This window comes from Caballeronia sp. LZ003 (genome assembly GCF_031451465.1).
Classification (GTDB): Bacteria; Pseudomonadota; Gammaproteobacteria; order Burkholderiales; family Burkholderiaceae; genus Caballeronia.
The window spans coordinates 353,349-378,996 of record NZ_JARUXJ010000003.1; the positions used below are offsets into that span (position 1 = coordinate 353,349).

The window sequence follows — 25,648 nt, forward strand, 5'->3', positions numbered from 1 at the left end:
GCGTCCAAACCGGGAGAGCCTCATGTCGAGTGTGGACACAGGCGCGCCGCTGCGTGTGCGGATGCGCGGCATCACCAAGCAATACGGCGCGATACAGTCGCTGCGCGGCGTGAATCTCGATGTCGCGCCGGGCGAAGTGCTGGGCCTCGTCGGCGACAACGGCGCGGGCAAATCGACGCTGTCGAAAGTGCTGTCGGGTGCGGTCGTGCCCGACAGCGGATCGATCGAGATCGACGGTAAGACGGTCCATTTCGACAATCCGGGCGATGCCCGCACGCATCGCATCGAGATGGTCTATCAGGACCTGTCCTTGTGCGATACGGTCGATGTCGCGGGCAATCTGTTTCTCGGCCGCGAGCCCATGCGCCGCGTGCTCGGCATGCCGATGCTCGATCACGCGAAGATGCATCGCGATGCACGTTCCATGCTGGACGGGCTCGGCATCCGCATTCCGGACACGAAACTAGACGTGGAAAATCTGTCGGGCGGACAGCGTCAGGCCATCGCCATTTCGCGCGCGGTTTCGTTCGATCCGAAAGTGCTCATCATGGACGAGCCGACTGCCGCGCTCGCCGTCGCGGAGGTCGAAGCGGTGCTCGATGTCGTGCGAACCGTAAGCGCGCGCGGCGTCAGCGTGATTCTCATCAGTCATCGGCTGCAGGATCTGTTTCTGGTCTGCGACCGCATCACGGTGATGTACGAAGGCACCGCCATCGCGGACCGGCCTATCGGCGAGACGAATCTGCAGGAGATCGTCGATCTGATCGTCGGGCACAAATTCAACGCGCGCTCCGCGCGTCCACACGCCGAACATTGATCATGGGTACCACCGTGTCCTCCGAATCTTCCGCACGGCGCGCGCTTTCGCTGTCGCACCGGCTGGGCCATCGTGCAGGCGTCGCGAGCATCGCGGCCTTCTTCGCGATCTGCGTCGTGGCGTTCAGCATCGCCACCGACACTTTTCTCACCACCGGCAATCTCCTGAACGTGCTGCGTCAGAGTGCGCCGTTGCTGATCGTCGCCACGACGATGACGCTCGTCATCACCACCGCGGGCATCGACCTTTCAGTGGGCTCGACGCTCGCGTTCGTCGGCGCGCTCGCGGCCATCGCGTTGCACGCGGGCATGCCGGATACGCTCGTTCTGATCGGCGGCCTCGTGCTCGGCGGGGTCATCGGGCTCGCGAACGGCTACTTCATCGCGATCGCGGGCATGCCCGCGTTCATCGTCACGCTTGGCACGTTGTCGATCGTGCGCGGTGCGGCGCTTCTCATCACGCAAGGCTATTCCGTGCCCGTGGATGGCAACGGCTGGTTCGTCGCGCTCGGCCGCGAGTGGTTCCTGGGACTTCCGCTGCCCGCCGTGATCGCGGTGGCCGTGATGCTCGCCGGATGGGTCGTGCTGCGTCATACGCGCTTCGGGCGCTACATCATCGGGATCGGCACGAACGCGGAAGGCGTGCGGCGCGCGGGCGTCGATACACGCGGCGTCATCATCAAGGTGTATGTGCTGAGCGGCATCGCGGCGGGGCTCGCAGGGCTCATTACGACCGCGCGGCTCGGGAGCGGTTCGTCGAATCAGGGCGTCGGCTTCGAGCTCGCGGTGATCGCGGCGGTCGTGCTCGGCAGCACCAATCTGTTCGGCGGCCGCGGCACCATTCTGGGCACGCTCCTCGGCGCGCTGACCATTGCCGTGCTCGGCAACGGGCTGATTCTGGTTCACGTGTCGCCGTTCTATACGCAGATCATCCAGGGGGCCATCATGCTGTTCGCGATCTGGCTGAACACGCGCATCTTTTCCGCCCGGCGTGGAAAGAAGGGCTGAACATGATGTCGACGAAACCCGTATTCGGTCATCCGGCGACGCTGCCCATAGGTGTCGGCAGCGGCCACGTGATGACGGTGCTCGGTCCGCTACCGGTCGAGCAAATGGGCATCACGCTGATGCACGAGCATATTCTGGTCGATGCCTCCGGCAAATGGGTCGCGCCGGCTTGTTGCGGCGAACGGCATATCGGCGAGCAGAAGGTGCATGTCGGCATTTTGGGCGCGCTGCGCATGAATCCGCTCATGAACCGCGACAACTGCCAGCTATTCGATGCCGATGCCGCCACCGAGGAACTGATGAAGTTCCGCGAATTGGGTGGCCAGACGGTGGTCGATCCGACCAACCTCGGCATTGGCCGCGATCCGCTCGCGCTGCAGCGCATTTCGCGGCGCACGGGGCTCAACATCGTCATGTCGACGGGCTTTTATCTGGAGCCTTCGCATCCGGCGTACGTGCGCGAGCGTTCCATCGACGAACTCGCCGCGCAGATGATCTTCGACGTGGGCGGCGCCGAGCGCAAGCCAGATGTGATCGCGGGGCTCATCGGCGAAATCGGCGTGTCGGCGGCGTTCACGGCGGAAGAAGAGAAGTCGCTGCGCGCGGCGGCTCGCGCGAGCGCCGCCACGCGCGTGCCGCTTTCGGTGCATCTGCCGGGATGGGTGCGGCATGGACATCGCGTGCTCGATATCGTCGAGCGCGAGGGCGCCGATCTCGCGCATACGGTGCTTTGTCACATGAACCCGAGCCACGCGGATATCGAGTATCAGCATTCCATCGCGCGGCGCGGTGCGTGGCTCGAATACGACATGATCGGCATGGACTACTACTACGCCGACGAAGACGCGCAATCGCCGTCCGATGAAGAGAACGCGCGCGCTATCCGCGCGCTCATCGATGCGGGGTTCATCGGCAATCTGCTGCTCTCGCAGGACGTGTTCCTCAAGATGATGCTCACGCGTTACGGCGGCTTCGGCTACGGCTATATCCTCGAACACTTCGTGCCGAGACTCAGACGCCACGGCGTGAGCGACGCGCAGATCGAAACCATGCTCGTGACCAATCCCGCTCGCGTGTTCTCGGCGGCGGCATCTGGCGTGACGAGCCGTCGCGTTCAAGGAGATTGAGAATGACGAAGAAAGTCCTGCTCGCCGGAGAGTCGTGGACCAGCACGGCAACCCATGTGAAGGGTTTCGATCTGTTCGCGTCGGTGACGTATCACACCGGCTCCGAGCAGTTTCTCGCGCTCTTCAAGGACAGCGCCGGGTACGCGGTCACGCACATGCCGAGTCACGACGCGCAGACGCGATTTCCCACGACGCTCGAAGGGCTCGAGGAGTATGACGCGATCATTCTTTCCGACATCGGCGCGAATACGCTCTTGCTGCATCCGGATACGTGGGTGCATAGCAAGCGCACGCCGAACCGCCTGAAGTTGTTGCGCGAGTATGTGGAGGCAGGCGGCGGTCTCATGATGATCGGTGGCTATCTGAGCTTTCAGGGCATCAACGGCAGTGCGCGCTTTCGCAATACGCCCGTCGAGGACGTGCTGCCCGTGAAGTGCCTCGCGTGGGATGACCGCGTTGAAGTGCCCGAGGGGTTCACGCCGAGTATCGTCGCGCGGCATCCGGTGATAGAGGGCCTCGGCACGCAATGGCCGCATCTGCTCGGCTACAACGAAGTCGAGTTGAAGCCGGGTGCGACGCTCATCGCAACCGTGCCGGACACGGGCCATCCGTTGCTCGTGGCGGGGCAGTATGGCGAGGGCCGCACGCTTGCCTGGACAAGCGACATGTCCGTGCACTGGCTGCCGCCCGAGTTCTCCGCGTGGGACGGTTATGGACGGCTTTGGCGGCAGTGTCTCGACTGGCTGACCGAGGCGCGCGCGGCATGATGTATTTCGGTATCGCCGACCTCGACCTCGACCTCGACCTCGCGCGCGCGGCATGCGCGGCTTGCCGCGACGCTCGCCCGCGTGAGGCGCTCGGCTCGTATCGAGCGATGTCCGGCTACCGGATGGCACCATCGTGAGCAGCGCGCGCGTCTGCGTGATCGGCAACGCGGCGATGGACATGACGCTGCGCGTGGCTTCGTTGCCGAAGCCCGGCGAGACGTCGATTGCGCTTGGTATAACGCTGGACTTCGGCGGCAAGGGCGCGAATCAGGCGGTGATCGCTGCACGCGCGGGCGCGCAGGTGACGTTGCTTGCGGCTGTCGGACGCGACGCCGACGGCGCGCGCATCGTCGCCATGCTCGGTGAGGAAGGCATCGATACGCGGCACGTTGACCATCTCGATTGCCCGACGGACCTTTCCATTGTCACCGTCGATGCTGCCGGTGAAAACACCATCGTCACGCGCAACGAAGCCGCCAGCGGCTACGCACCGGATGCCGCGTTGCTGGACGCCGTGAGCGCGCCGGGCGACTGGATCGTGCTGCAAGGCAATCTGGCGCGCACGGTGACGGCGACGTGGTTGCGCGCGGCGCGTCGCGGCGGGCGGCATACGCTTCTGAATCCGGGACCGGTGCAATTCGAGGTCAACGCGCTGCTGCCCGATGTCGATGTGCTCGTCGTCAACAGCGTCGAGGCCGAAATGCTGTCGGGCGACGCCGATGCACGCCGCGCGGCGCTCGCACTGCACGCGGCAGGCGCGACCGAGGTGCTGGTCACGCTCGGCGCGGGCGGCGTCGTCTGGTGCGGCGCGCACGGCGGCATCGAGCAGATGCCCGCATCTGAAGTCATTGCCGTGGACACGGTCGGCGCAGGCGATGCACTCTGCGGCATGCTCGCGGCTGGGCTCGCGCACGGCCATCGTCTGCGCAACATCCTGCCTCGCGCAATGGCCGTTGCCGCCTATGTGGTCGGCCGGCACGGCACGCAGGCGAGTTTTCCGGATCGTGCGCGCATGCTCGAACTCGCGCGCTTCATCTGACCGATACTTCGACAGGATTCTCATGGACACCGGACACGAGGTTGGACGCGGACGCACCGACAGCATCGCGCATATTTTCGGCCGCCCGCGCGGCGTGGTCATAGGCGTGATTCACTGCCCGGCGTTTCCCGGCGCGCCGCGCTACGACGGAGGCACGAGCGAGGCGCTATACGAAACCGCTCTTGCCGATGCCCGCGCGTATGCAGCAGGCGGCGTCGATGGTCTCATCGTCGAAAATCATGGCGACGTGCCGTTCGCAAAACCGGATGACATCGGACCGGAAACATCGGCGTTCATGGCCGTGAGCGCGGACCGGATTGCGCGCGAGACGGGCCTGCCTATCGGCATCAACGTGCTTGCCAACGCTTCGGTGCCGGCGCTTGCCATCGCGGCCGCGAGCAATGCCGCGTTCGTGCGCGTCAATCAGTGGGCGAATGCTTATGTGGCCAACGAAGGCATCATCGAAGGCGAGGCGGCGCGGGCCTTGCGATATCGTGCGCGGTTGCGCGCGGAAGGCATCCGCGTGTTTGCGGACGCGCACGTGAAGCACGGCGCGCATGCAATCGTCGCGGATCGTGCGCTCGAGGAACTCGTGCGCGATGTCGAATTCTTCGATGCCGATGCGATCATCGCCACCGGCCAGCGCACGGGCGATGTCGCGAGCCTTGATTATCTTCGGCAGATTCGCGCCGCGACCAGGCTTCCGCTTTTGGTGGGCAGCGGCTGCACGGAAACCAACGTCGCGGAGATTTTGTCGGTCGTGGATGCGGTGATCGTCGCGAGTTCGCTGAAGGTGGGCGGCGTGTGGTGGAATCCCGTCGATGAAGACAAGGTGCGGCGGTTCGTGCACGCGGCGCGAGGAGGTTAGGACGAGCGGTAGACTTCTCCTCGTGTGCAACCGTCTTCCGGGAGAGTGAATTTGAACCAAGACAAAGAGGTCGAGCCGCTCTCGAGGCGCTTCGGGTTTCTCATCGAACTGGACAAGCTGAAATCGGTTATGCGGCAGTCGCCGCTCATCGACCGCAGCCGCAGGGAGAATTCGGCGGAGCACTCGTGGCATCTGGCCATGTTCGCGCTGGTGCTTTCGGATTGCGCGAAGGAGGTCGACAGTTTTCATGTCATCAAACTGCTGCTCGTGCATGACATCGTCGAGATCGATGCCGGCGATCATCCGCTGCACGCGCCAGGCGCGGATTCCGCGTCGATCGAGCAATCGGAGCAACGGGCCGCAGACCGAATCTTCGGGTTATTGCCCGACGATCAAGGGCGCGAACTGCGCAAACTATGGATGGAATTCGAGGCGGCTGAGACACCGGAGGCGATCTTCGCCAAATCGCTCGATCGGCTGCAGCCGTTGCTGATCAATACCTTGACTGGCGGAGGCACGTGGACGGAGAACGGCGTGAACGAGCAACAGGTCGTGGAGCGGTACGGGCCTGTGATTGCACGCGGGTCGTCGCAGTTGTGGGAAGCGGCGCGTGAGCTTGTCGGCGCGCACTTTTCCGGTGACGTCGCTCGCCGGAAAGACGACTGATGCCGTGGCGAATGGCGTTGAATGACGGCGAGATGCATCCGCAGTGTCGTAGTTGGCGATGATCGCCACCTTGGTTGAGGCGACCCGTTTTGCTAGGGTCGCTCATCGCCATGTTCAACGCGTGCCCGATACATGTCCCTGACGAGCCGAAGTTAACCGTGCCATCGGCGAGCGGATTTAACAAGCCCGCTCGCCGATTCCGCATCCAGGAAAGCCATCAATCGTTCAAGCCGCGTTCGTCGCCCGTCGATCCGCATCGCTCGTCTTGCGTGTTTCATGGCCGTGCCGCAACCGCACACTGCATATTGCCGCGACAATCAGCGCGACAGCAAGACACACCAGCCCGTTCATCGCCTTGCCGGTCGATTGCTCGATGATCCCCATGACCGTGGGCCCGACGAAGCCGCCGAGCAATCCGCACGTGTTGACGAGCCCGAGTCCGCCCGCAAGCGCGCTGCCTGAAAGCCGCGAAGACGGGAACGTGAAGATGATCGACTGAACCACGAAGAACATCGAAGCGGACACGCACACGCCGAGAAAGCCGATGACGGGTGTCGAATAGGCGGCGACCAGCATGCCCGCGGCCATGATCAGCAGGCCGCCCACGAGCATGCGGCGGCTGCGCGATGAATTGCTCGCGAAGCGCGGCAAAAGGGCGGCGCCGAGTGCGGCGGCGACCCACGGCGTGGACGTCAGCACGCCGACGACGAATGGCGAGAAGTGCCCCGAAGATCCGATGATCCCTGGCAAAAAGAAGATAACCGTATAGATGGTCAACTGATGGCAAAAGTAGACGAAGATCGAGAGCCAGATCTGTCTGTCCGCCAGCGCCGCGCGAAACGTATGACCGCCGTGACCGGTACCGATGGCTTCCTGTTCGGCGGCAAGACGTCGCTCCAGCGCCAGCGCTTCCTCGCGCGGTAACCACGAAGCGCGTGTCGGCCGGTCGGGCAACATCTTCCACACGACGATCGCGAGCAGCACGGCAGGCGCGCCTTCGACCATGAACAGCCATTGCCAGCCGTGAAAACCGAGCACGCCATCCATTTCCAGCAGCGCACCGCCAAGCGGGCCGCCGACGATGTTGGCCACGCACACGCCGAGCAGGAAGTAGCCGGTGGCGCGCGCGCGATCCTCGCGTCCGAACCAGTAAGTCAGATACAGCATCACGCCGGGAAAGAGTCCCGCTTCGGCCACGCCGAGCAGAAGACGCATCACATAGAACGAGGTCTCGCCGCGCACGAAGGCCATCGCCACCGAGAGCACGCCCCATGTCACCATGATGCGCGTGATCCAGAAGCGCGCGCCGACACGATGCATCACGAGATTGCTCGGAATCTCGAAAGCGGCATACGTCAGAAAGAACAGCCCCGCGCCTAGCCCATAGGCGGCGGATGACAGGCCAAGATCGATGCTCATCGTATGCTTGGCAAGCGCGATGTTGGTGCGATCCAGAAAGCTGATCACATACGAGATCACGAGCAGCGGCATGAGCTTGCGAAACAGCAGCGCGTTCAGCGACGCATGGGGTGACGCATGTGTTGAGTTACGCGAAGAACTGGGCGTGGACATGATGACTCCCGGCGTCAGGACAGATTGGAAGAGCAGGGCGCGCATGGACGACGAGGTGAAGCGTCGCGGCGAGATAGGTAGGCTTTCATGACTTGTCTCCTTGTATCTTTTCGTTGTCATGGCGCGGACGTCGCTTGGCGCGCGTCCGCTTGCTTCGGTGCGGTCTTCAGAAGTTCACGTTGTCGTGGCCCTTGAGCGCGAGCACCTGACGCGCTTCGGCGGGCGTCGCGATGTCGAGCGACAAGCCTTCGATCACCTGGCGAATCTGGCGCACTTGCTGCGCGCTCGATTCGGCGAGCTGGCCAGGACCGATCCACAGCGAATCCTCAAGGCCGACGCGCACGTTCGCACCTTGCGCCGCGCCGATGGACGCGAGCGGAATCTGATTGCGCCCCGCGCCGAGAATGGACCACACATAGTCCGAACCGAAAAGGCGATCGGCGGTTCGCTTCATATGCGCGAGATCTTCCGGGTGCGCGCCTATGCCGCCCAGCAGTCCGAACACGGTCTGCACGAAGAACGGCCCTTTCACTAGCCCGCGATCGACGAAATGCGCGAGGTTGTAGAGATGCGAGGTGTCATAGCACTCGAACTCGAAGCGCGTGCCGTTCGCCGTGCACGAGCTCAGGATGTACTCGATATCCGCGAAGGTGTTCTTGAATACGAGATCGCGACTCTTCTCCAGATGCTGACGTTCCCAGTCGTGCTTCAGGTCCTTGAAACGGTCGAGCATCGGATACAGCCCGAAGTTCATCGATCCCATGTTGAGCGATGCCACTTCCGGCTGAAAATGATGCGCGGGCTTGAGGCGCTCGGCGACCGTCATATGCGGACTGCCGCCCGTCGTGAGATTGATGACCGCGTTCGTTTCCGCCTTGATGCGCGGTAAAAAGCGTTCGAAAACCGCAGGGTCTTGCGTCGGCCGCCCGTCTTCGGGATCGCGCGCGTGCAAATGAAGAATCGATGCGCCTTCGCGTGCGGCGGCGAGTGCGGCATCGGCGATCTGATCCGGCGTGACCGGCAGATACGGCGACATGGAAGGCGTGTGGATGGCGCCCGTCGGCGCACAGGTGATGATGACTTTGCGTTTGCTTGCCATGGTGTTCGATCTCCTCTCGTACTTGTTTGAAGCGATATTCAGAGCGTTTCGACGTTGCCGCAGACGGACAGCGCCTGACCGGAAATCGCGCTGCCAGCTGGCGAGCTCAAGAACAGCACGCTGGCGGCGATCTCCTCTTGCGTCACCATGCGGCGCAGCGAAATTTTCTCCAGATAACGCGCTTCCATTTCCTGATAGCTGATGTTCAGTTGCTTCGCGCGCGCGGCGATCACGCCTTCCATGCGCGGCCCTTTGACGATGCCCGGCTGCACCGCATTCACGCGAATGTTGTCCGCGCCGAGTTCAATGGCGAGACTCTTCGCGAGGCCCACGATCGCCCATTTAGTCGCGGAATAGGGCGTGCGGAATCCATAGCCGAGACGTCCTGCGACCGACGACATGAAAACGATCACGCCGCCGCCATTTGCTTCGCGCAGCATCGGCACGGCCTGGCTCGAAAAGTAGTAATGGCTATTCAGATTGATGTCGATGGTGCGTTCCCAGTCGTCCGACTCGATCTCGTCGATGCCGCCCGTCGGTCCCGCGATGCCCGCGTTGTTAATCAACACATCGAGGCCGCCGAGTTCGCGCTTCACGTCGTCGAACACGCGCGCGACGTCGGCTTTGTTCGATACGTCGGCGCGAGTACCGGTGATCGACGGCGATTCGGTCGCATGAGTCGATAGGGCATCGATGGCTTTGGCGTCAACATCGCATACATGCACGCGCGCGCCCGTGGACACGAACGCCTGCGCGATCGTCAAACCGATGCCCGACGCGCCGCCAGTAATCAGCACGCGCAATCCGGCGGGCGGGGCGAGCAGTTTGAGGTAATCCATGTGGTTGGCTCCTGTAGGACGGTTGCTATTTGGTCAGCTTTTCGAAGCGTGGGCGATGGTGATAGGCGTGTGCTGTTCTTGCTCGCATTGCCCATTTCGCGCTTTTTGCATCTTGCTTATGTTGATGCGTTGGTCCGCGCCATGGGCAGCGCAAGAGAGCCGGATTGATTCCGTGATCTGTGATCACAGTGTGCGTTTGTTGCTGATCTGTGTCAATCCGGTTTGCCTAGGGGATAACCCTTCTGCGAAGTAATCGCCTAGGCGAATTTATGAAATAGGCGTTTAATAAAGCAGCGAGCTCCGCTATTCTCACGTCATCGACAGTTGCGGCGCGCGCGAGACGAGCGGGTTGAATCGCTCGTTTCGAGGACGCGCCCAACTGAAGAACCGCATCTGCTTACAACAATCAACCCCGAACCGCAGTCATGACGCAGGGATCGCCGTCTCCCGCAGCACCCGTCCCGCATCCGCCGTTGCAGGGCGGCCAGCTCGTGATTGCCACCATCGTGGTGGCGCTTGCGACCTTCATGACCGTTCTCGATACGTCGATTGCGAACGTCGCCGTGCCGAATCTCTCGGGAAACCTCGGCGTATCGGTCGACGAGGGAACGTGGGTCATCACGATCTTCGCGGCCGCGAATGCCGTATCCATTCCATTGACGGGCTGGCTTACGCAGCAGATCGGCCAGATCCGCCTGTTCGTCGGCGCGATTCTGATGTTCGTGTTCGCTTCGTGGCTTTGCGGCATCGCGCCTGACCTGCCTTTCCTGCTGGGCGCGCGGATCTTGCAAGGCCTCGTGGCCGGGCCGCTCATTCCCTTGTCCCAGGCCGTGCTGCTGAGTTCTTATCCGAAGGCGCGCGCCAACATGGCGCTGGCGCTTTGGGCGATGACCGCCACGGTCGGTCCGATCGCAGGACCGGTGCTAGGCGGCTGGATCACCGACAACTACAGCTGGTCGTGGATCTTCTACGTGAACATTCCGGTCGGCTTTATTGCGGCGGGCGCCACGTGGATCATCTATCGCAAGCGCGAGACGCCGACGAAGAAACTGCCCATCGATACGGTCGGCCTTGCGTTGCTCGTGGTGTGGGTGGGCTCGCTTCAGGTGATGCTCGACAAGGGCAGGGACCTCGACTGGTTCGCTTCGCCCTTCATCGTTGCGCTGGGGCTGATCGCCCTCGTCAGCTTCGCGTTCTTTCTCGTGTGGGAGTTGACAGAGGCGCATCCGGTCGTCGACCTGAGGCTCTTCGCATTGCGCAATTTCAGCAGCGGCACCATAGCCATTTCCGTTTCCTACGCGCTCTACTTCGGCAACCTCGTTCTGCTGCCGCAATGGATGCAGGAGTATCTCGGCTATCGCGCTTATGACGCCGGCCTCGTCACCGCGCCGGTGGGCATTTTCACGGTATTGCTTTCGCCTTTTATCGGGCGACTTTTACAGTTATTCGATGCCCGCGTTCTCGTGACAGTCGCGTTCATGGGACTGTCAGGTGTGTTCTTCATGCGCACGCAGTATCTGAGTACGGTCGATGCTTGGCATCTCGTCATACCGACCTTGCTTCAAGGTATTCCGACCGTGCTCTGGTTCGTGCCTCTCGTGTCGATCATTCTTTCCGGCCTGCCGCCCGAACGAATTCCCGCAGCGGCGGGGTTGTCGAATTTCGCGCGCATTTTCTGCGGGGCGGTGGGCACGTCGATCGCGGGCACCGTATGGAATCATCGGACGGTCGTACATCACGTGCGGCTGACCGAACAGGCGAGCGTCGACAATCCGATTTTCAATCAGACCATCGCGGCATTGCAGTCGCAGCTTCATATCGATGTGGGTGCGGCTTACGCATCGTTCGAGTTGATGGTGGCGAATCAGGCTGCCGTCATGGGGCTCGACGATTTCTTCTATGCGTCCACGTTCATTTTCATTTTGATCATTCCGCTTATCTGGATTACGCGGCCGGTGAAGGGTGGAGATTCGGCGGAGGCGGCTGGGGCGCATTGAGGCTAGGGAACAGGCATGCCTGCGGCGCGCGGTCGGGGTTCTAGTACGTCACGAACGCTTCCTGCAACGCGTGCGTGGTTCTCGTTCCCGTGAGCGCCACCATCATCAGGATTCGCGCCTTATGCGGGACCTGATCGTCCGCTGCGATCCATCCATAGCGATCGTCCGGCTGTGCGGCATTACGGATGACGATGCCGCTGCCCGTGCGCGACGCACGCACGATATGAATGTGTCTCGCGCGCGCTTTCACGAGCGAATCGATCAACTCGTGCGCCACGTTGCCGTTGCCCGTCCCGGCGTACACGATCGCATCCACGTCGGAGCACGCCATGTGTTCGACCACCGTTCGGTTGATGCCGCCATGCGCGTAGACGATAGCGACCTCGGGCAAGGTTTGGATGGTGTCGATGCTCCATTCGCTTTCCACCGTATGCCGCCGCGCCACCAGCCGATAAAAACGCGCGCATCCCTCGACCACGTAGCCTAGCGGACCGAAGGTCGAACGAAACGCTTCCTGCTTGAAGGTGCTGGTCTTGACGACGTCGCGCGCCGAGTGAATCTCGTCGTTCGAAACGACGAGCGTACCCTTGCCGCGCGATGCCGCGCTCGACGCCACCACGATCGCGTTATACAGGTTGAGCGGTCCGTCGGCACTGAGCGCAGACGCCGGGCGCATTGCGCCGACCACGACGACGGGCTTCGCGCTCGGCACCACCAGGTGCAGAAAGTATGCCGTCTCGTCGATGGTATCGGTGCCGTGCGTCACCACGACGCCGTCGATGTCGTCCCGCTTGAGAAGCGCGCGAACATGCCGCGCGAGCCCGAGCAGCTCCTCATTGCCGAAGTTTTCAGAGCCGGTCTGGAAAAGCTGGGCCGTTTGGATATCGGCGAGATCGCGCGCGCCGGGCAACGCGTCGAGCAAATCATCCACCGTTTCGACAGAGCAGTCGTAGGTCGCGGTATGCGCGGCCGACGCACCGCGTCCCGCGATGGTGCCGCCCGTGCCGACAATGACGACACGCGCATTCATGATGCAGCACGCGGCGAGAAGGGGGTGTCGTCGAGCGAAGGTTGGCGCCCGGCCATCCGTTGCGCGAGCACGTGCGCCGAGCCCATGGCGAGCGTGAAGCCAAGCGCGCCATGACCGACGTTGAGCCAGAGATTCCGGTATTTGGACCCTCCGATGATCGGCGTCCCGCGCGGGGTGGCCGGCCGCAAGCCCGCCCACGCGGCTGCCGCGTCATAATCGCCTGCCTGCGGAAAGACGGCCTGCGCTTCGCGCCGCAGCGTCGCGAGCCGGGTCGCATCGATCGCACTCGAATGCCCCACGATGTCCGCCATGCCCGCCACGCGCAGACGGTCGCCCAATCGGGCGTACACCACCTTGCGGTCGAAATCCGTCACGCTCGTCGCGGGCGCAGCCTTTCCCGCGACTGCATCGAGCGTCAGGCTGTAACCCTTGAGCGGATAGACCGGCACCCGCACGCCAATCGTGCGCAGTAAGGCCGCGCTGTCGCAACCCGACGCCACGACGACATGTTCCGCGTCCAACCTGCGGCTTCCGGCGATTGCCCGGACCTCGCCCTTGTTCGACACGGACAGCGAACTCACGGCCGTACCTAGCTCGAACGCCACGCCTCGTTCGCGCAACAAGCTTTCGAGTCCCACGCAGAAGCGGTGACAGTCGCCTGCCTCTTCGCCCGGCGTATAAATTCCGCCGACGAATCGATCTGCCACCTGGGCCAGCGCCGGTTCGAGCGCGACGCAATCGCTCACGCCGAGCGCTTGCTGCTCGCTACCGAGCGTACGCTGGTAGGACAGCAAGGACGCGGCCCGCGACATCGCCATTGCGCTTCGATGCATGACGAGTTTGCCAGCGCGGACGTAGTCGAAGGCAAGCATGGGATGGGCGGCGGTAAATTCGTGCATCAGCGAGCGGCTCAGAAAGGACAGCGCAAGGAGTTGCGCCGTGGTCGATTCGCTCATCGCCTGAGTACAGGCCCGTGCGAATTGCCAGCACCAGCGCCACTGATTCATGTCGATGGCGGGCGAGACGCGCACCGGGGCGTCGCGACGCATGAGCCAGCCGGGAAGCTTCGCAAGCACGCCAGGACCAGCGAGCGGCGCCACGTAGCTGTAAGAAAGCTGCGCGCCGTTGGCGCGGCTCGCTTCCGCCGCGACCTCCGTGCGCCGGTCGATCACGCTCACTTCGTGGCCGTCCTCGCGCAAGCGGTATGCGGTCGTGAGACCGATCACGCCCGCGCCGATCACCAGAATGTTCATGGCTTGCGTCGTCCTTGTGAATGTGCGGCCATTACATCTTGACGACGTCGAGCAACGTTTGATTTCCGCCCACGTAATGATAGAGCGAGATCATTCCCTGCCTGAGGTCGCCGTGCGCGTCGAATTGCGTCTCGCCGAGTACGCCCTTGAAGTCGGTGTTGGGCATCGCCGCGAGAATCTTGTCCGGCGAGGTGGAATTCGCGCGTTTCATCGCGTCGACGATGATGTACACCGCGTCATACGCGAACGGGGCGTTGAGCTGCACCTTCTGCCCGAAGCGCGCTTCGTAGCGTTGCTCGAACGCGGGGCCATCGGGCATTTTAGCGAGCGGCATGCCGGCGATGGAACACACGACGTTGTCCGCCGCCTCGCCCGCCAGTTGCGACAGCGACGCTGCGCACAGGCCGTCGCCGGCCAGTACCTTCGAGGAGATTGCGAGCTGGCGGGCCTGCTTCGCGAACGGGCCGCCTGTCGCATCCATGCCGCCGTACATGATCACGTCGGGATGCTCGCTCTTCACCTTGGTCAGGATCGCGCGGAAGTCCACGGCCTTGTCGGTGGTTGCGTCGTGCGACAGGACGTTCATCCCGTTCGCCTTGGCGCGCTTTTCGAATTCGTTCGCGAAACCCTGACCGTAAGCGGTGGCGTCGTCGACGATGGCGACCGACTTCGCCTTCAGCACTCGGGCTGCATAGTCGGCAAGCGCCGGACCCTGCTGCGCGTCGGTGGCGACCACGCGATACGTCGTGCGAAACCCCTGCTGCGTATAGACCGGATTGGTGGCCGAGGGCGAAATCTGCAGCACGTTGGCATCGCTATAAATTTTCGAGGCCGGAATGGAGGTGCCGGAATTCATGTGCCCGACCACGGCCGCCACCTTGTCGTCCACGAGCTTTTGCGCGACCTGTGTGCCTTGGCGCGGATCGGAGGCGTCGTCCTGCGCATCCAGCGCAAGCGTGATCTTCTGTCCGCCGATCACGAGGCCCTTCTTGTTGATCTCCTCGACGGCAAGCCGTGCGCCGTTCTCGGTGTCCTTGCCGAGGTGCGCATTGGCCCCCGTCAGAGGCGCGACGTGGCCGATCTTCACTACTTCATCGGCGCACGCCTCGACCGGATGCAGGACGACGAACGCACTTCCAAATGCGGCGCAAACCGCCAGATGCAACGCTGCTGACATGACGCACTCCCTGTTTTCAATCGGTTCTTTCCGGCCGTCTTCACCCCGGAACTGACTTCAATGTAACGGCGACGAAATGGCCGGCATTGCACGCGCTCGCGGAAAAATAGAACGAATGCGACAAGTCGCACCGATCGCTTTTCGGCGCTCCTATACTGGCGCCGACGACCTCACTGCATTCAAGGAGTGCATGGATGGCAATGGCGAACGCAAAAAAGTCCGATACCGCGGCGCTCGGGCGCGGACTTGTCGAGCGGCTCGATCGCATGGACGGCGTGGATCGCAAGGTATCTGCACGACGCGCGGGCGCCGAGCTCAGCGTCGGCCTTCTACTTTGGCCGAGCTTTCCGCTGCTTTCGCTCGCGAGTTTCTGCGACTGCCTGCGGCACGCCGCGGATCTCGGCGACCAGAGCCGCCAGTTACGGTGTACGTGGACCTTGCTCGGGCCGACGGACGACACCGTGGAAGCGAGTTGTGGCGTGAGCGTGCCAGTTCGGGCGTATTCCGGGAAGGCGTCGCGATTCGACTACTTCGTGGTGATCGGCGGCTTGCTGCCCAGGCTCGAACATGTCGACCCGCGCTACTGGGACGCGCTGCGCGACGCCGACGCAGCCGGCGTGCCGCTCATCGGCCTGTGCACCGGCAGCTTCGTGCTGGCGAAAGCGGGCTACATGCACGACCGCGTCGCGTGCGTGCACTCCTTTCACTACGACGATTATCAGTCCATGTTTCCTGGCCTGCGCGTGGTCACGAACGCCGACTACGTGATCGACGGCAACCGCATTACGTGCGCGGGCGGCGTGTCGGCCATCGAACTCGCCACGCGGTTGATTTCCGTGCATTGCGGCGCCGACCGCGCGTCGAAGGTCATTCACCAGATGACGGTGAGTCGCAAGAGCGGCACGTCCTTCGTCGAACGCCGCCGTGCGCTCGGCTACCTCGCCGTCGATAGTCTTTTGCTGCGTCACGCGATCGTGCTGATGGAGGAGAATCTCGAAGCCCCGCTGACGATCGCCGCGATTGCCAGGATGACCGGTTCAAATGCGCGGCAACTGGAGCGCGTGTTCATGTCTGAAATGGGCGTGACGCCGAAGGAGTTCTACCGGACGATGCGCTTGCGATACGCCCGCTGGCTACTCTTGAACTCGGCGAAGCGCGTCACCGCGATCGCCTACGAATGTGGCTTCGCGGATTCGGCGCACTTCATTCGCGGCTTTCGCGAAGCGTACGGTGTGACGCCGGGTAAGCTGCGCGCGTCGCTTAGCCGAACGTGAAGTGCGGAGGTATTTGGACTTCGCTTACTCTGACGTGCGCTTAGTTGCTGGCTGTGTCTGCTATGAATCGTGCAAAGTTCAGTGTGAGTCATCGCGCGAGATGAACATTTCGATCCAGCCGCCCGTCAGCGTTGCCCGGCCGACGTGCGTGACTTCTAATCGACGACGCAGCCTTGGGAAACGATGAGCCCGGACTTCGGCAGAAGAATGATTCCGGTTGAGGTAGCGAAGTAAGTGCTTGAGTCGAGTCTCTGGAACGCGCCTCGATTCTGGAGGGTATTGAACTGCGGCAGCGCTGCCGTTTCCGCACAGTCGAGCCGCAGCATTGTAAAGCGCGCGCTATTCGGGCAGTTCGATGGTTCCTTCCATATATTGAACCGCGTGACCGGATATCAACACACGCTCCGGTTCGATCTCGCAATGTAGAACGCCGCTTCGTTGGGAAGCCTGTAACGCGACGAGCTTCGGCTTGCCAAGAATGTCGGACCAGAGCGGAGCAAGCGCCGCGTGAATGGACCCCGTCACCGGGTCTTCGGCGCCGCCGTTCGCTGGCCAAAAGTATCGGGAGACGAAGTCGTGTTGGTTGCCAGGAGCGGTGATCGCGACATCCAGTGGTCCAAGTTGCGCGAGCAGTTCCAGATTTGGCACGACGGCGCGTACCTCGGCTTCGGTGTCGTAGAGGGCGATGTATGACTGCTGGTTTATGAAGACTGCCGTTGGCTTGATCGACAAACCATACGCGAGCTGGTCCGGGATATCTTTAATCCGTTCACTTTGTCGTCGAGGAAAGTTCAGTTCGATCAGCCCCCGCTCGCGCCGATGAACAGAGAACGCGCCCGTTGCTTCTGCATAAAAGACGAGGAGATCGTCTTGAGGGAGATGTTTGAACAGAACGAAAGCGCTCGCCAGCGTCGCGTGTCCGCAGAAGGCGATCTCCTTGATCGGTGAGAACCACCGGATGTCGAAAACGCCATCGTCTCGACGCACGATGAACGCTGTTTCCGACAGGTTGTTTTCGCTGGCGATGGCTTGCATTAGCGAAGCGGGAAGCCACGCGTCGAGCGGAATGACCGCCGCATAGTTTCCCTTGAATACTTCGCTGGTGAAAGCGTCTATCTGATAAAGCTTCAGTTGCATGGGCGGTAGAGTCGAAGAGAGATGAGCTAGTTCGTTCCTATCCTATCGGCTTGAATGATTCGCGAACATGCACAGTTTCCATCTGACACGCTGAAAAGTGACAGCCTCGAATCCATCGCGTAGCCGCGCCCGACTTGCCAAAACCCGTGCCCCGGATAGTCGTTCCGTCCACGAAAAATCTTTTCTTTCTACTCAGTGCAGAGGGCGCATGTTTGCCATCACCGCATCAGCGGACGCCATTGAGCATGGGTGAGGGTGCTGCCACTTACGATCGGATGGCTTTGACCGATAGCCATGCAAATGTGGTGCTCCACGTAATGGCCGCCGATGGACTTACTGTGAATTACGCGAGAAGCTCGATGTCGACCGCCAAAGGTGACGAACGTCTTGCTCTCGCGAAGTTTTCCGAGAAGGTCGCATTCGGGTTTGCTGACGGTTTCGCCTTGCAAACTAAGCTTTGGATCGCAATTGAAGCGGTACCGCTGCACTTACTCGACCTTCGCTTTTCGCGGCGGATGCGCGGCTATCTTGCACGCGAGTTCGACAAAAGCGCCTAGCGCAGCAGACGAATTGGGCTCCTTCCACGCAAGGTAGAGTTCGCTCTTCGTGTGCTCTTCGCGCAAAGGACGAAAGACGACGTTTTCCATGTGCGTTCGTTGAACCGACGCCGGTACGAGCGTCACACCAAAGCCGGCGCTTACAAGGCCAAGGGAAGCGTAGATCTGGCCCATTTCAAAGCTCGTGGAGGGAGAAAATCCGGCAAGCGCGCACAACTGGTTGATGGCGGCGTGATAATCCGGCGCGACATCCTTCCGATAATTAATGACGCGCAACTGCTTACAGTCCCTGATGGAAATGCGTCGTTTGGCTGCTAATGGATTGTCTTTAGCGATGGCAACGTAAAACGGCTCCTGGAGCAACAAGACACTGTTCAGTTGCTTATTTGGCGGCAACGAACGGACGAAAGCCAGATCGACGTCTCCTCGGTTCAAGGCATTGATCTGTTCCGCAGAGGAAAACCATTGAAGCTCGACGGTCACCGCAGGGTAGCGCTGTTGAAAATCACGCAAGAGCGGTGGCAGCAGTGTGTACGCAATGTGTTCGAAGAACCCGACCGCCACCCGGCCGGTTTCGCCTCTTGCCGCACGTTGCGAATCCACGATTGCGGAGTTCGTGTCCTTAAGAATCTGCCGGGCCCGTTCCTCGAAGACCTGGCCCGCCGATGAGAGAAACACGCGTTTGCCTCGGCGCTCGAAAAGCGCTACGCCGATTTCTTCTTCCAGTTCCCGTATCTGCCGGCTCAACGGCGGCTGCGCCATGTGCAGTTCGTCCGCCGCCTTCGTGAAGTTGAGTGTGCGTGCCACCGTCAGAAAATAGCGGAGATGACGCAGTTCCATTTGGAACCTTTTAAGTATCGATACGCAACCTATTATATCTTTTACATCGGATGCGAACGCTTTTAGGATCATGAGACCACACCAACAAGTCAGGAGATCCCCTCATGAAACTTACGACGTCGCAGTTGGAAGCGTACGAGCGCGATGGCTTCTTGGTTCTGCCAGAGCTTTTCTCGAAAGAAGAAGTCGAGCATATGAAGAGCGAGTTGCGCCGAATCCAAAAAATCGACACCGACCATCTCGTTCGTGAAAAAACGGGCGGCATTGCAAAAACGATTTATAAAGTTCACGAGACCGCCAGTCCAACGGCATCGCCGATTTTTCACTCCGCAGTGCGCTCGCCCAGATTGCTCGAACCCGCACAACAACTGATCAACGATCCCCAACTTTACGTCTATCACACAAAGTGCAATTTGAAGACGGCAATCGACGGTTCGGTCTGGCAGTGGCACCAGGATTTCGGCACCTGGCATATGGACGGCGTGAAAGAACCGCATATGACAACCGCGTTGGTCATGCTCGATGAGCCGACCGAAATGGGCGGATGTCTCTACTTTATTCCGGGAAGCCACAAACTAGGCTCACTCGATCCAACGTTCGATGAGACGACCGGTTATCGCTTTTACGTGGTACCCAAGCCGACCATGCTCGATATCTTGTCCAGCCATCCCAAGGCCGTGCCTATCATCGGCCGACCGGGAACAGTGGTGTTCTTCGACGCAAACATCGTGCATTCATCCGGTCACAACCTTTCAGGTGACGATCGATGGCAAGCCTATGTTGTCTACAACCAGGTGGAGAACAAGCCAGAACAGGTGAAGCAGCCGCGACCGGATTATGTGCGCTCGACCAATTTCGCTCCTCTCGAGGTAGGTTCGGACGAGATTCTCGACAGAGTTCAGATCGACTGAAATCTATCGATTTACTTTACCGAGTCGGCTGCAGGTGGCAGCGTGTCTATCGACGCGCCAGCATGCTCGCATGGTCTATCGTTGGATCGCATCAACTGGACTGGACGCCGCCGCGTGCGGCACGTGCACAACGCTTCGCATGAAGGCATCGTTGATCCATCAACGCACAGGGAATGTGCGCCCGGTCCAATTACTTTTGACTCATACGCAGACCTGCGTGGGCTGCTTCGGGCCTCCGGAATTTCATACGTGATGGAAGCCAAGAGTGAAAGTGAACATATCCTTCGCGACATCGCTCAGTCCTGAAAGTGTGAGCGCGGCCTCAAGCGCTTGCCGCGAATACGCTCATTCGTTGAAGAATCCAACTCAGCAGTTGTTCCGCGGCGCCGGAAAGCGGCCGTCGCGCCTTCACGAGAATGCGTGCCTTCGCCGCCTCGAATAGCGGGTGCTGTATGTGTGCGGGCGGGAAGCCGTTTGAGGGCCGAGGGGAAGGTATGCGATTGACTGAAAGCGCGGCTTGCCACCGTTTAGTGGCTCTGGATTAACCGAGAGTCCGTCGGGCTGTGTTCAACGAACATTGGTCATTTGGTAATTTACATAATCCTAAAAGTTTCGCTAACTGCAGCTGGCGTTACACCTGCGGGAGCCAAGCCCCACAAGCGTTAGCGGGTAGCGCCAGCCACCGAAAACCCCTGGAAAATTTTTCCAAAGCATGCACCCAGCGTGCCTTGCGCGTCTCGTCGCGTGACCGTTCGATGTTGACGTAAGCGAGAACGTCGAACGGATCGATATCCAGCATCTCTGCCACTAACAGACACGTGTCGTCGTCAAACGTGGATTTCCCATTTCGCCATAGGCTCACGGCCGAGCGGGTAACGCCAAGCGCTTTTGCTGCTGCATAGTCAGACGGAAGGTCAAGCTTTGCCTTCACATCGTCCAGCAATTGGACGGTAGTTTTCATTCGAACCCCAATCAAAAGATTTACCCGATGTCAATAGTAGTTCAACAGGTGAACCCTCGCAACGTTTCGATGGTTCGACGTTGATACGTATTGACGCGTCAAACCGTCTCAACTATTCTTCGATCCGTCACCCCGGCAACCGACCTTACCCACCGGTGCTAGTGCGACGGCGCTAGTCGCCGGGGCGACGCTTCACGAGCAGCATCCATCAACGGGTAGAAACAAAAGGGGTAGTCAAATGCACGTCTCAATTCGGAAAATTTTCGGTGTTTCAGAACTTCTGCGCCGAGCGCTCACATCAGATTTCCGATCTTGGATGGACGGGGTGCTTGTCAAAGTCCACGTTTGGACTTCTACGGTGGAAACTCAGTGCAACAGGCGGGCAGCATGAGCGATCAATCACGTTTTTCGGTTAAAGATCGCGCCGCATTTTCTGGCGATCCCGCGGTGTGGGCCGATCGCGTCAAAGAGCTGCGCGTTGAGTTGCGCGCTGCGGACATCATCATCCGCAATGCACTCGGTGTTGTGACTTTCGAGCAGAAACTTATGTGGCGAACGGCGAACTATCACGCCGCTGTTATCGAGGATGGGGGCGGGTTTGTCCGCTCCCAAGAGCGCAGGGCAGTGATCGAAGCCGCTTACGATTCAACGCTGTGCCAGGAACTTCATCGGGCACACGCAACGCTGTGCTTAGAACTTCATCGGGCACACGTCACGATCGCGAACGTTTCGCGATTGTTGTCATGGCATCAGACTTCGTTTTGGAACATCGCGAATCATCAGGATGGCGTCGCCGAAACCTCTCCTCAGGATCCGGTGCGCTTCCGTGCGCGCAGTGATGTGTTGCGTCGCGCGTTCGACATGGAATGGCGTCCGCGAGTCGTGAACGATTACGCCGCAATGCCCTCTTTGCCGGATACGGTCGTGAACGGCGCTAACACGTCCCGCCTCGGTAGTCGTGCCGCTGGCATCTGCGATCACAGCCGCGCGGAATTGAGGGAGGTCGGACCGGCACCTGACGACGTGAGTGAATGGATCGACATGATTTCGCGCGGGTTCGACTGTGCGGAGCGCGCAGGCGCGACTCCCAAACAGATCACGGCTGCTCTCGCGGCGAAGTGGGAAGCAAACGCCGCCCGTACATGGCTGGACTGGTGTTCGGCTTATTTGGATCGCGCGATCCAGCACATCCCGAAGCAAGGGCACGACACATAAGCCCCAATCCCAGTTTTGACGACATTCTGACATCGCTGGCGCGTTAAGGCGTCGGCATCTTTGGAAGCTTAAGTGATGAATATCTATAGCACTACTAACTGGCAGAACGAAGAGAGGATCGCAATTCAGCGCGTGATCCGCGCGAGCAATGCGCAAAGCATGGCCCACCATCGCGCGCGCGATGAAGTGCAGCGGCTGGCAGCACTGGAGGGGCCAAGCGCGCAGCGGTTACGCGCTGTCACGAGTTTCGGTGTGAGGGAATCTAGATGAAAAGCGAATCAACGGGTAATGGTGCTACTGCGCCGCGCGTTACGGAACTGACGGTGCCGGAGGTGATGCCTCTCATTCACGTGCGCGCCATGGTTGGCGACGTTCGAGTCGGCGATGCGCCGCGCGTGGTGCACCTGTTTTTCTCGATGGCCGGGCGGCTGCTTGGCTATTTCGATCCGTATCTTGGGCCGGTAACAAACGTGCAGCAGGCAGCGGTTTTGTATGCGCACCGCGACGAGGTGTGCGACGACATGAGACCTTTCGACGTCATGTGCGATGTGTGAGGCCGGGTCAGTCGCCCCGCAGTTTCAAGCGCGTCGAAAGCGTCGCGATGTGCGCAACGCCGGTACGAATTTTCTTGCGCAGGGTCGTGATTGTGTCGGGCGAAAGACGTTGAGCATCGGCACCGTAGAAGTCAGACAGCGCGGTTTCGAGGTTCTGTTTCACATCTTGGCCGACTGGATACGTGTAATCGATGTGCTCAACGATCGCGACAAACGATTCGATCACATCGGGAGCTGGCCGAGCGTCGAGGTTCTCGTCAAGCAACTGATGCGGTTTGACTGCATTGAGTTCGATGAATTCAGAGGTTTTCATGTCTATCTACACCACGTTGGTTGATGCGAAGGTCATCACGGTTACGTGTGTGCGCGCGCAACTGCAAGAAACCGAAACGGGGCCGGTCAGGGAGGTGGATTTATACCACGGTCAGGAGGGAGTACTTTTGGCGTGTGCTGACGTTGAACGCCCCGAAATCGAGACGGATATCGAATCGGGCGTGCTGCGGCTCTGTCGCGAGCATTCGTCGATCGACACCTACAAGCGCGCGAGCGATAGCCAGGGTACGTCATCGGCGAAGCGTGCATCGTCCATCGCGAGGTCCGTATGACAGATGCTGACGTTCGAGCCGCTGCGCCTCGCCAGATCGAGCGCGACATTACCGAAACCGGCCCGTTCTACGAACATCGCACGCGCGGCGGCTACTTCACGGTACGCCGGTCAGAATTCCACTGGTACGAGCAAAGCGGGGCCGCCCCGGCTTGCTGCATGTCGCGCGATGACGCGTTGCGCGCTGCGCGGGAAGCACTTCGAATGATCAACGCGGAGGCCGCGTGAGCGTTACAGCGCCACTGATCAGCTATTTTGGTAGCAAGTTTCGCGTCGCGCCATGGGTGCTCTCGCACCTGCCGCCGCATGAAACTTATGTCGAGCCGTTCGGTGGCTCGGCCGCCGTTCTACTGCAGAAGCCGCGAAGCCAAGTCGAGATTTACAACGATCTCGACGGCGAGATTGTGAATCTGTTTCGCGTGGTCCGCGACGATGCCATGCGCGCACGTCTGATCGCGGCATTGGAGGCGACACCTTACGCGCGTGCCGAATTTAACGATGCATGGCTTGAGACGAATGAACCGGTTGAGCGTGCGCGGCGGTTGTGCGTGCGGGCGCAGATGGGTTTCGGTAGCAGTGGATCGACTCGACCGCTGCAAGCTCCGACGGGCTTTGCTGCGGACGTCTGGTCGGATGGGGCGGGGCAATGGCTTCGATACCCCGGGCGCCTCGCGGCCATTGGCGCACGTTTGCGCGGAACCTTGATCGAGCATATGCCCGCTGTCGAGCTGATCGCGAAATACGACGCGCCGAGTGTCCTCTTCTACGTCGATCCGCCATACCTACCCGAAGTGCGCATCAGCGTGTCGCGTGGGCTTGGCCGCGACTATCGCTGCGAAATGTCGGCGCTCGAACATGCCGATCTGCTGGCGATGCTCGCAAATCTGCGTGGTATGGCCGTCGTCAGCGGCTATGCGTCGGGAATGTACGACCGCGCCTTGGGTGGGTGGGCGCGCTTCACCCGTAGCGCACGTGCAAGCGGGCAGGTCGGCACCGTAGCGCGCGAAGAAGTGGTTTGGGTTTCACCTGCGGCTTGCGCGGCAACCGGCATCGAGCCGAGCACGTCAGTGTGTGTCGGTGACGATGCAGCCGACATGCCCCTGTTCGCGGTTGGCACGTCGCGGGGCTGACATGGATCAGCGCCGCGATGATGAGGTGTGTTCGACGCGCGAACTGCTGATCGAGGACCTAGCGGTTCTCGGCATTGGTGCAGGCGTGCTTGCTACGGTTCCGAAGCTATCGAGCCCGCCGCGTACGGTGGAATCCGATCAAGCCGAAGCCGCAGCAATGCGAGAACTGCGTCCGTTGCTGCGCGACCTGTCAAGGCGCGGCCGTTATGTTGCAAATTAGGAACTCAAATCTATGGATCTAAAACCGGAAAAGAAGCCGATGCCACTGTGGGCGATCTGGCTGATCGTCATAGTCGGCGTGCTCGCATGGTGCGGCGCCCATCCAGAAGATGAAGATGGTTCGCTGCCAGTATGGCCAGCTAAAGCGGGCGGCGCGTGTAGCGAGGCTGAATGGAAATGCAAAGGCCAACGGGAGCTCTCGTAGCGCAAGGTGCTGATGACGTTACGTCGACGCGCGCGGCGCTGAGTCAGGTCATTTGAAAGATCGCGCTGATGGCGGACGGGTGGATGCGCCGCATGTAGATACGTTCGAGATAGAGGATTGCGCTTCGAAGCTCCCCATCTCCATAGCAGAATCGGGGCAACGTACGTGAAGACCGTCGAGGTAATTGAATGTCGCGAGCGATTCATGTCCGCAGTACGCGATGCGCGACGTGGTGATTTCAGGAAGACCCACGCGTTGACCGAGAGCGTGCGTGAACGGTTCGGTGACGCAGCGGCTGACATTCAGCTTCGCGAGTTGCAAGCCTATACCCGCAGCGATCGCCCGGCGTAGGGACGCCGGGGAGAGGATATCGCGGAGGGTGTATGGCTCGCCACAACGTAACGCACACGGAACTCAAGTTGAACGGCCTGTATCGCGCCGGGGAATATCGGGTTCGTGATCGAGATTCCGGGAACAAATTGACGTGTTTCGATGGGGAGAATTGTCGATCCGGCAGGCGCGCGATTCTGAATGGATGGTTGAGCAAGGCGCTGCAATGCGCGCGGCTTACGGTTGCGCTGCGCAATATGAGCGCGGGCCGACCGTAGAAGCTGCATATCAAAGACGAAAATAGCCTCGCTTATATATTGTATGGCGTACCTCCGACTTTCGACTGATGAAGAATGGGCCGGGAAGCGACTCCGAAACTTCCCGGTTCGTTGGCGTGACCACATCACACAGCAGTGGCGTGAGCGGCACGCGTCACGTCAGATCGATGCGCGT

General features: G+C 60.9%; 29 protein-coding genes. 19 read left to right on the forward strand and 10 right to left on the reverse strand.

Features of this window, described 5'->3' with window-relative positions:
* Positions 1–22 precede the first annotated feature (22 nt).
* From QCE79_RS19645 to QCE79_RS19680, 8 genes are read left to right on the forward strand one after another with little or no spacing between them, the layout of a single operon-like run.
* Positions 23–817, forward strand: a complete 795-nt coding sequence (locus QCE79_RS19645) for an ATP-binding cassette domain-containing protein (RefSeq protein WP_250468321.1) — start codon at positions 23–25, stop codon at positions 815–817.
* 2 nt (positions 818–819) lie between these two features.
* Complete coding sequence (locus QCE79_RS19650) at positions 820–1,824, forward strand: ABC transporter permease (protein ID WP_244832415.1); 1,005 nt, start codon at positions 820–822, stop codon at positions 1,822–1,824.
* Positions 1,825–1,826: 2 nt separating this feature from the next.
* Complete coding sequence (locus QCE79_RS19655; protein ID WP_309847118.1) at positions 1,827–2,951, forward strand: phosphotriesterase-related protein; 1,125 nt, start codon at positions 1,827–1,829, stop codon at positions 2,949–2,951.
* 2 nt (positions 2,952–2,953) lie between these two features.
* Positions 2,954–3,718 carry a glutamine amidotransferase gene (locus QCE79_RS19660; RefSeq protein ID WP_309847120.1) on the forward strand — a complete coding sequence of 255 codons (765 nt, stop codon included), beginning with the start codon at positions 2,954–2,956 and terminating at the stop codon, positions 3,716–3,718.
* Positions 3,715–3,855 carry a hypothetical protein gene (locus QCE79_RS19665; RefSeq protein WP_309847122.1) on the forward strand — a complete coding sequence of 47 codons (141 nt, stop codon included), beginning with the start codon at positions 3,715–3,717 and terminating at the stop codon, positions 3,853–3,855. The genes QCE79_RS19660 and QCE79_RS19665 overlap by 4 nt, the downstream gene beginning before the upstream one ends.
* Positions 3,852–4,757, forward strand: coding sequence for a ribokinase (locus QCE79_RS19670; RefSeq protein ID WP_309847125.1), 906 nt, complete (start codon positions 3,852–3,854; stop codon positions 4,755–4,757). Before QCE79_RS19665 ends, QCE79_RS19670 begins: the two co-directional genes overlap by 4 nt.
* A gap of 22 nt (positions 4,758–4,779) precedes the next feature.
* Positions 4,780–5,625, forward strand: a complete 846-nt coding sequence (locus QCE79_RS19675; protein ID WP_250468316.1) for a BtpA/SgcQ family protein — start codon at positions 4,780–4,782, stop codon at positions 5,623–5,625.
* Between the two features lie 51 nt (positions 5,626–5,676).
* Positions 5,677–6,291 carry an HD domain-containing protein gene (locus tag QCE79_RS19680; protein WP_309847129.1) on the forward strand — a complete coding sequence of 205 codons (615 nt, stop codon included), beginning with the start codon at positions 5,677–5,679 and terminating at the stop codon, positions 6,289–6,291.
* A 225-nt stretch (positions 6,292–6,516) separates the two neighbouring features.
* Here the strand turns inward: QCE79_RS19680 and QCE79_RS19685 are convergent, their stop codons facing one another.
* From QCE79_RS19685 to QCE79_RS19695, 3 genes are all read right to left on the reverse strand, one after another.
* On the reverse strand, positions 6,517–7,863 hold the full coding sequence (locus QCE79_RS19685; protein WP_250468315.1) for an MFS transporter: 1,347 nt from the start codon (positions 7,861–7,863) through the stop codon (positions 6,517–6,519).
* Positions 7,864–8,029: 166 nt separating this feature from the next.
* Positions 8,030–8,962, reverse strand: coding sequence for a 3-keto-5-aminohexanoate cleavage protein (locus QCE79_RS19690; RefSeq protein WP_309847133.1), 933 nt, complete (start codon positions 8,960–8,962; stop codon positions 8,030–8,032).
* 38 nt (positions 8,963–9,000) lie between these two features.
* Entirely contained in the window at positions 9,001–9,801 is an 801-nt protein-coding gene (locus QCE79_RS19695; protein ID WP_250468314.1) for an SDR family oxidoreductase, read from the reverse strand.
* Positions 9,802–10,226: 425 nt separating this feature from the next.
* Here QCE79_RS19695 and QCE79_RS19700 point away from each other — a divergent pair, with 425 nt between their 5' ends.
* On the forward strand, positions 10,227–11,798 hold the full coding sequence (locus QCE79_RS19700) for a DHA2 family efflux MFS transporter permease subunit (protein ID WP_250468313.1): 1,572 nt from the start codon (positions 10,227–10,229) through the stop codon (positions 11,796–11,798).
* Positions 11,799–11,838: 40 nt separating this feature from the next.
* Here QCE79_RS19700 and QCE79_RS19705 read toward each other — a convergent pair whose 3' ends face one another.
* Genes QCE79_RS19705 through QCE79_RS19715 form a run of 3 tightly spaced genes read right to left on the reverse strand, consistent with a single transcriptional unit; the run spans position 11,839 to position 15,258 of the window.
* Positions 11,839–12,828, reverse strand: coding sequence for an asparaginase (locus tag QCE79_RS19705; protein ID WP_309847138.1), 990 nt, complete (start codon positions 12,826–12,828; stop codon positions 11,839–11,841).
* On the reverse strand, positions 12,825–14,081 hold the full coding sequence (locus QCE79_RS19710) for a D-amino acid dehydrogenase (protein WP_309847141.1): 1,257 nt from the start codon (positions 14,079–14,081) through the stop codon (positions 12,825–12,827). The genes QCE79_RS19705 and QCE79_RS19710 overlap by 4 nt, the downstream gene beginning before the upstream one ends.
* Before the next feature lie 31 nt (positions 14,082–14,112).
* On the reverse strand, positions 14,113–15,258 hold the full coding sequence (locus tag QCE79_RS19715) for a branched-chain amino acid ABC transporter substrate-binding protein (RefSeq protein ID WP_404989389.1): 1,146 nt from the start codon (positions 15,256–15,258) through the stop codon (positions 14,113–14,115).
* 200 nt (positions 15,259–15,458) lie between these two features.
* Here QCE79_RS19715 and QCE79_RS19720 point away from each other — a divergent pair, with 200 nt between their 5' ends.
* Positions 15,459–16,532 (forward strand): GlxA family transcriptional regulator, encoded by a 1,074-nt coding sequence (locus tag QCE79_RS19720; protein WP_250495225.1) that lies wholly within the window; start codon positions 15,459–15,461, stop codon positions 16,530–16,532.
* A gap of 339 nt (positions 16,533–16,871) precedes the next feature.
* On the opposite strand, the gene QCE79_RS19725 is transcribed toward QCE79_RS19720, so the two are convergent.
* Positions 16,872–17,669, reverse strand: a complete 798-nt coding sequence (locus QCE79_RS19725; protein WP_309847147.1) for a PhzF family phenazine biosynthesis protein — start codon at positions 17,667–17,669, stop codon at positions 16,872–16,874.
* Positions 17,670–18,157: 488 nt separating this feature from the next.
* Complete coding sequence (locus QCE79_RS19730) at positions 18,158–19,066, reverse strand: LysR substrate-binding domain-containing protein (protein ID WP_309847150.1); 909 nt, start codon at positions 19,064–19,066, stop codon at positions 18,158–18,160.
* Between the two features lie 104 nt (positions 19,067–19,170).
* Here QCE79_RS19730 and QCE79_RS19735 point away from each other — a divergent pair, with 104 nt between their 5' ends.
* Complete coding sequence (locus QCE79_RS19735; RefSeq protein WP_309847153.1) at positions 19,171–19,977, forward strand: phytanoyl-CoA dioxygenase family protein; 807 nt, start codon at positions 19,171–19,173, stop codon at positions 19,975–19,977.
* A gap of 631 nt (positions 19,978–20,608) precedes the next feature.
* Here the strand turns inward: QCE79_RS19735 and QCE79_RS19745 are convergent.
* Complete coding sequence (locus QCE79_RS19745) at positions 20,609–20,938, reverse strand: helix-turn-helix transcriptional regulator (protein ID WP_309847156.1); 330 nt, start codon at positions 20,936–20,938, stop codon at positions 20,609–20,611.
* A 387-nt stretch (positions 20,939–21,325) separates the two neighbouring features.
* Between QCE79_RS19745 and QCE79_RS19750 the strand changes: the two genes are divergently transcribed.
* The 3 genes from QCE79_RS19750 to QCE79_RS19760 all read left to right on the forward strand — a co-directional run bounded on the left by QCE79_RS19750 (position 21,326) and on the right by QCE79_RS19760 (position 22,707).
* Positions 21,326–22,153 carry a dATP/dGTP pyrophosphohydrolase domain-containing protein gene (locus QCE79_RS19750; RefSeq protein ID WP_309847160.1) on the forward strand — a complete coding sequence of 276 codons (828 nt, stop codon included), beginning with the start codon at positions 21,326–21,328 and terminating at the stop codon, positions 22,151–22,153.
* A 75-nt stretch (positions 22,154–22,228) separates the two neighbouring features.
* Positions 22,229–22,423 (forward strand): hypothetical protein, encoded by a 195-nt coding sequence (locus tag QCE79_RS19755; RefSeq protein WP_309847163.1) that lies wholly within the window; start codon positions 22,229–22,231, stop codon positions 22,421–22,423.
* Positions 22,420–22,707, forward strand: a complete 288-nt coding sequence (locus QCE79_RS19760) for a hypothetical protein (RefSeq protein WP_309847167.1) — start codon at positions 22,420–22,422, stop codon at positions 22,705–22,707. Before QCE79_RS19755 ends, QCE79_RS19760 begins: the two co-directional genes overlap by 4 nt.
* 7 nt (positions 22,708–22,714) lie before the next feature.
* Here QCE79_RS19760 and QCE79_RS19765 read toward each other — a convergent pair whose 3' ends face one another.
* Complete coding sequence (locus QCE79_RS19765; protein ID WP_309847169.1) at positions 22,715–23,020, reverse strand: hypothetical protein; 306 nt, start codon at positions 23,018–23,020, stop codon at positions 22,715–22,717.
* Between QCE79_RS19765 and QCE79_RS19770 the strand changes: the two genes are divergently transcribed.
* Genes QCE79_RS19770 through QCE79_RS19790 form a run of 5 tightly spaced genes read left to right on the forward strand, consistent with a single transcriptional unit; the run spans position 23,019 to position 24,865 of the window.
* A complete protein-coding gene (locus QCE79_RS19770; RefSeq protein WP_309847171.1) occupies positions 23,019–23,312 on the forward strand; it encodes a hypothetical protein in 294 nt (97 codons plus the stop codon). The genes QCE79_RS19765 and QCE79_RS19770 overlap by 2 nt on opposite strands.
* Positions 23,309–23,539, forward strand: coding sequence for a hypothetical protein (locus tag QCE79_RS19775; RefSeq protein ID WP_309847174.1), 231 nt, complete (start codon positions 23,309–23,311; stop codon positions 23,537–23,539). Before QCE79_RS19770 ends, QCE79_RS19775 begins: the two co-directional genes overlap by 4 nt.
* Positions 23,536–24,441, forward strand: a complete 906-nt coding sequence (locus tag QCE79_RS19780; RefSeq protein WP_309847176.1) for a DNA adenine methylase — start codon at positions 23,536–23,538, stop codon at positions 24,439–24,441. The genes QCE79_RS19775 and QCE79_RS19780 overlap by 4 nt, the downstream gene beginning before the upstream one ends.
* A gap of 1 nt (position 24,442) precedes the next feature.
* Positions 24,443–24,661, forward strand: a complete 219-nt coding sequence (locus QCE79_RS19785) for a hypothetical protein (RefSeq protein ID WP_309847178.1) — start codon at positions 24,443–24,445, stop codon at positions 24,659–24,661.
* Positions 24,662–24,673: 12 nt separating this feature from the next.
* The gene (locus QCE79_RS19790) at positions 24,674–24,865 is read left to right on the forward strand and encodes a hypothetical protein (RefSeq protein ID WP_309847179.1); all 192 of its coding nucleotides are present in this window, start codon (positions 24,674–24,676) and stop codon (positions 24,863–24,865) included.
* The last annotated feature ends 783 nt before the right edge of the window (positions 24,866–25,648 follow it).

Coding starts and splice junctions, on each gene's coding strand:
- QCE79_RS19705 (WP_309847138.1), bottom strand. CDS start 12,828: ATGAATGCGCGTGTCGTCATTGTCGGCACGGGCGGCACCATCGCGGGA.
- QCE79_RS19690 (WP_309847133.1), bottom strand. CDS start 8,962: ATGGCAAGCAAACGCAAAGTCATCATCACCTGTGCGCCGACGGGCGCC.
- QCE79_RS19765 (WP_309847169.1), bottom strand. CDS start 23,020: ATGAAAACCTCTGAATTCATCGAACTCAATGCAGTCAAACCGCATCAG.
- QCE79_RS19715 (WP_404989389.1), bottom strand. CDS start 15,258: ATGTCAGCAGCGTTGCATCTGGCGGTTTGCGCCGCATTTGGAAGTGCG.
- QCE79_RS19790 (WP_309847179.1), top strand. CDS start 24,674: ATGGATCTAAAACCGGAAAAGAAGCCGATGCCACTGTGGGCGATCTGG.
- QCE79_RS19785 (WP_309847178.1), top strand. CDS start 24,443: ATGGATCAGCGCCGCGATGATGAGGTGTGTTCGACGCGCGAACTGCTG.
- QCE79_RS19760 (WP_309847167.1), top strand. CDS start 22,420: ATGAAAAGCGAATCAACGGGTAATGGTGCTACTGCGCCGCGCGTTACG.
- QCE79_RS19665 (WP_309847122.1), top strand. CDS start 3,715: ATGATGTATTTCGGTATCGCCGACCTCGACCTCGACCTCGACCTCGCG.
- QCE79_RS19720 (WP_250495225.1), top strand. CDS start 15,459: ATGGCGAACGCAAAAAAGTCCGATACCGCGGCGCTCGGGCGCGGACTT.
- QCE79_RS19750 (WP_309847160.1), top strand. CDS start 21,326: ATGAGCGATCAATCACGTTTTTCGGTTAAAGATCGCGCCGCATTTTCT.
- QCE79_RS19685 (WP_250468315.1), bottom strand. CDS start 7,863: ATGTCCACGCCCAGTTCTTCGCGTAACTCAACACATGCGTCACCCCAT.
- QCE79_RS19725 (WP_309847147.1), bottom strand. CDS start 17,669: ATGCAACTGAAGCTTTATCAGATAGACGCTTTCACCAGCGAAGTATTC.
- QCE79_RS19695 (WP_250468314.1), bottom strand. CDS start 9,801: ATGGATTACCTCAAACTGCTCGCCCCGCCCGCCGGATTGCGCGTGCTG.
- QCE79_RS19650 (WP_244832415.1), top strand. CDS start 820: ATGGGTACCACCGTGTCCTCCGAATCTTCCGCACGGCGCGCGCTTTCG.
- QCE79_RS19645 (WP_250468321.1), top strand. CDS start 23: ATGTCGAGTGTGGACACAGGCGCGCCGCTGCGTGTGCGGATGCGCGGC.
- QCE79_RS19710 (WP_309847141.1), bottom strand. CDS start 14,081: ATGAACATTCTGGTGATCGGCGCGGGCGTGATCGGTCTCACGACCGCA.
- QCE79_RS19745 (WP_309847156.1), bottom strand. CDS start 20,938: ATGAAAACTACCGTCCAATTGCTGGACGATGTGAAGGCAAAGCTTGAC.
- QCE79_RS19655 (WP_309847118.1), top strand. CDS start 1,827: ATGATGTCGACGAAACCCGTATTCGGTCATCCGGCGACGCTGCCCATA.
- QCE79_RS19770 (WP_309847171.1), top strand. CDS start 23,019: ATGTCTATCTACACCACGTTGGTTGATGCGAAGGTCATCACGGTTACG.
- QCE79_RS19660 (WP_309847120.1), top strand. CDS start 2,954: ATGACGAAGAAAGTCCTGCTCGCCGGAGAGTCGTGGACCAGCACGGCA.
- QCE79_RS19775 (WP_309847174.1), top strand. CDS start 23,309: ATGACAGATGCTGACGTTCGAGCCGCTGCGCCTCGCCAGATCGAGCGC.
- QCE79_RS19700 (WP_250468313.1), top strand. CDS start 10,227: ATGACGCAGGGATCGCCGTCTCCCGCAGCACCCGTCCCGCATCCGCCG.
- QCE79_RS19730 (WP_309847150.1), bottom strand. CDS start 19,066: ATGGAACTGCGTCATCTCCGCTATTTTCTGACGGTGGCACGCACACTC.
- QCE79_RS19755 (WP_309847163.1), top strand. CDS start 22,229: ATGAATATCTATAGCACTACTAACTGGCAGAACGAAGAGAGGATCGCA.
- QCE79_RS19735 (WP_309847153.1), top strand. CDS start 19,171: ATGAAACTTACGACGTCGCAGTTGGAAGCGTACGAGCGCGATGGCTTC.
- QCE79_RS19675 (WP_250468316.1), top strand. CDS start 4,780: ATGGACACCGGACACGAGGTTGGACGCGGACGCACCGACAGCATCGCG.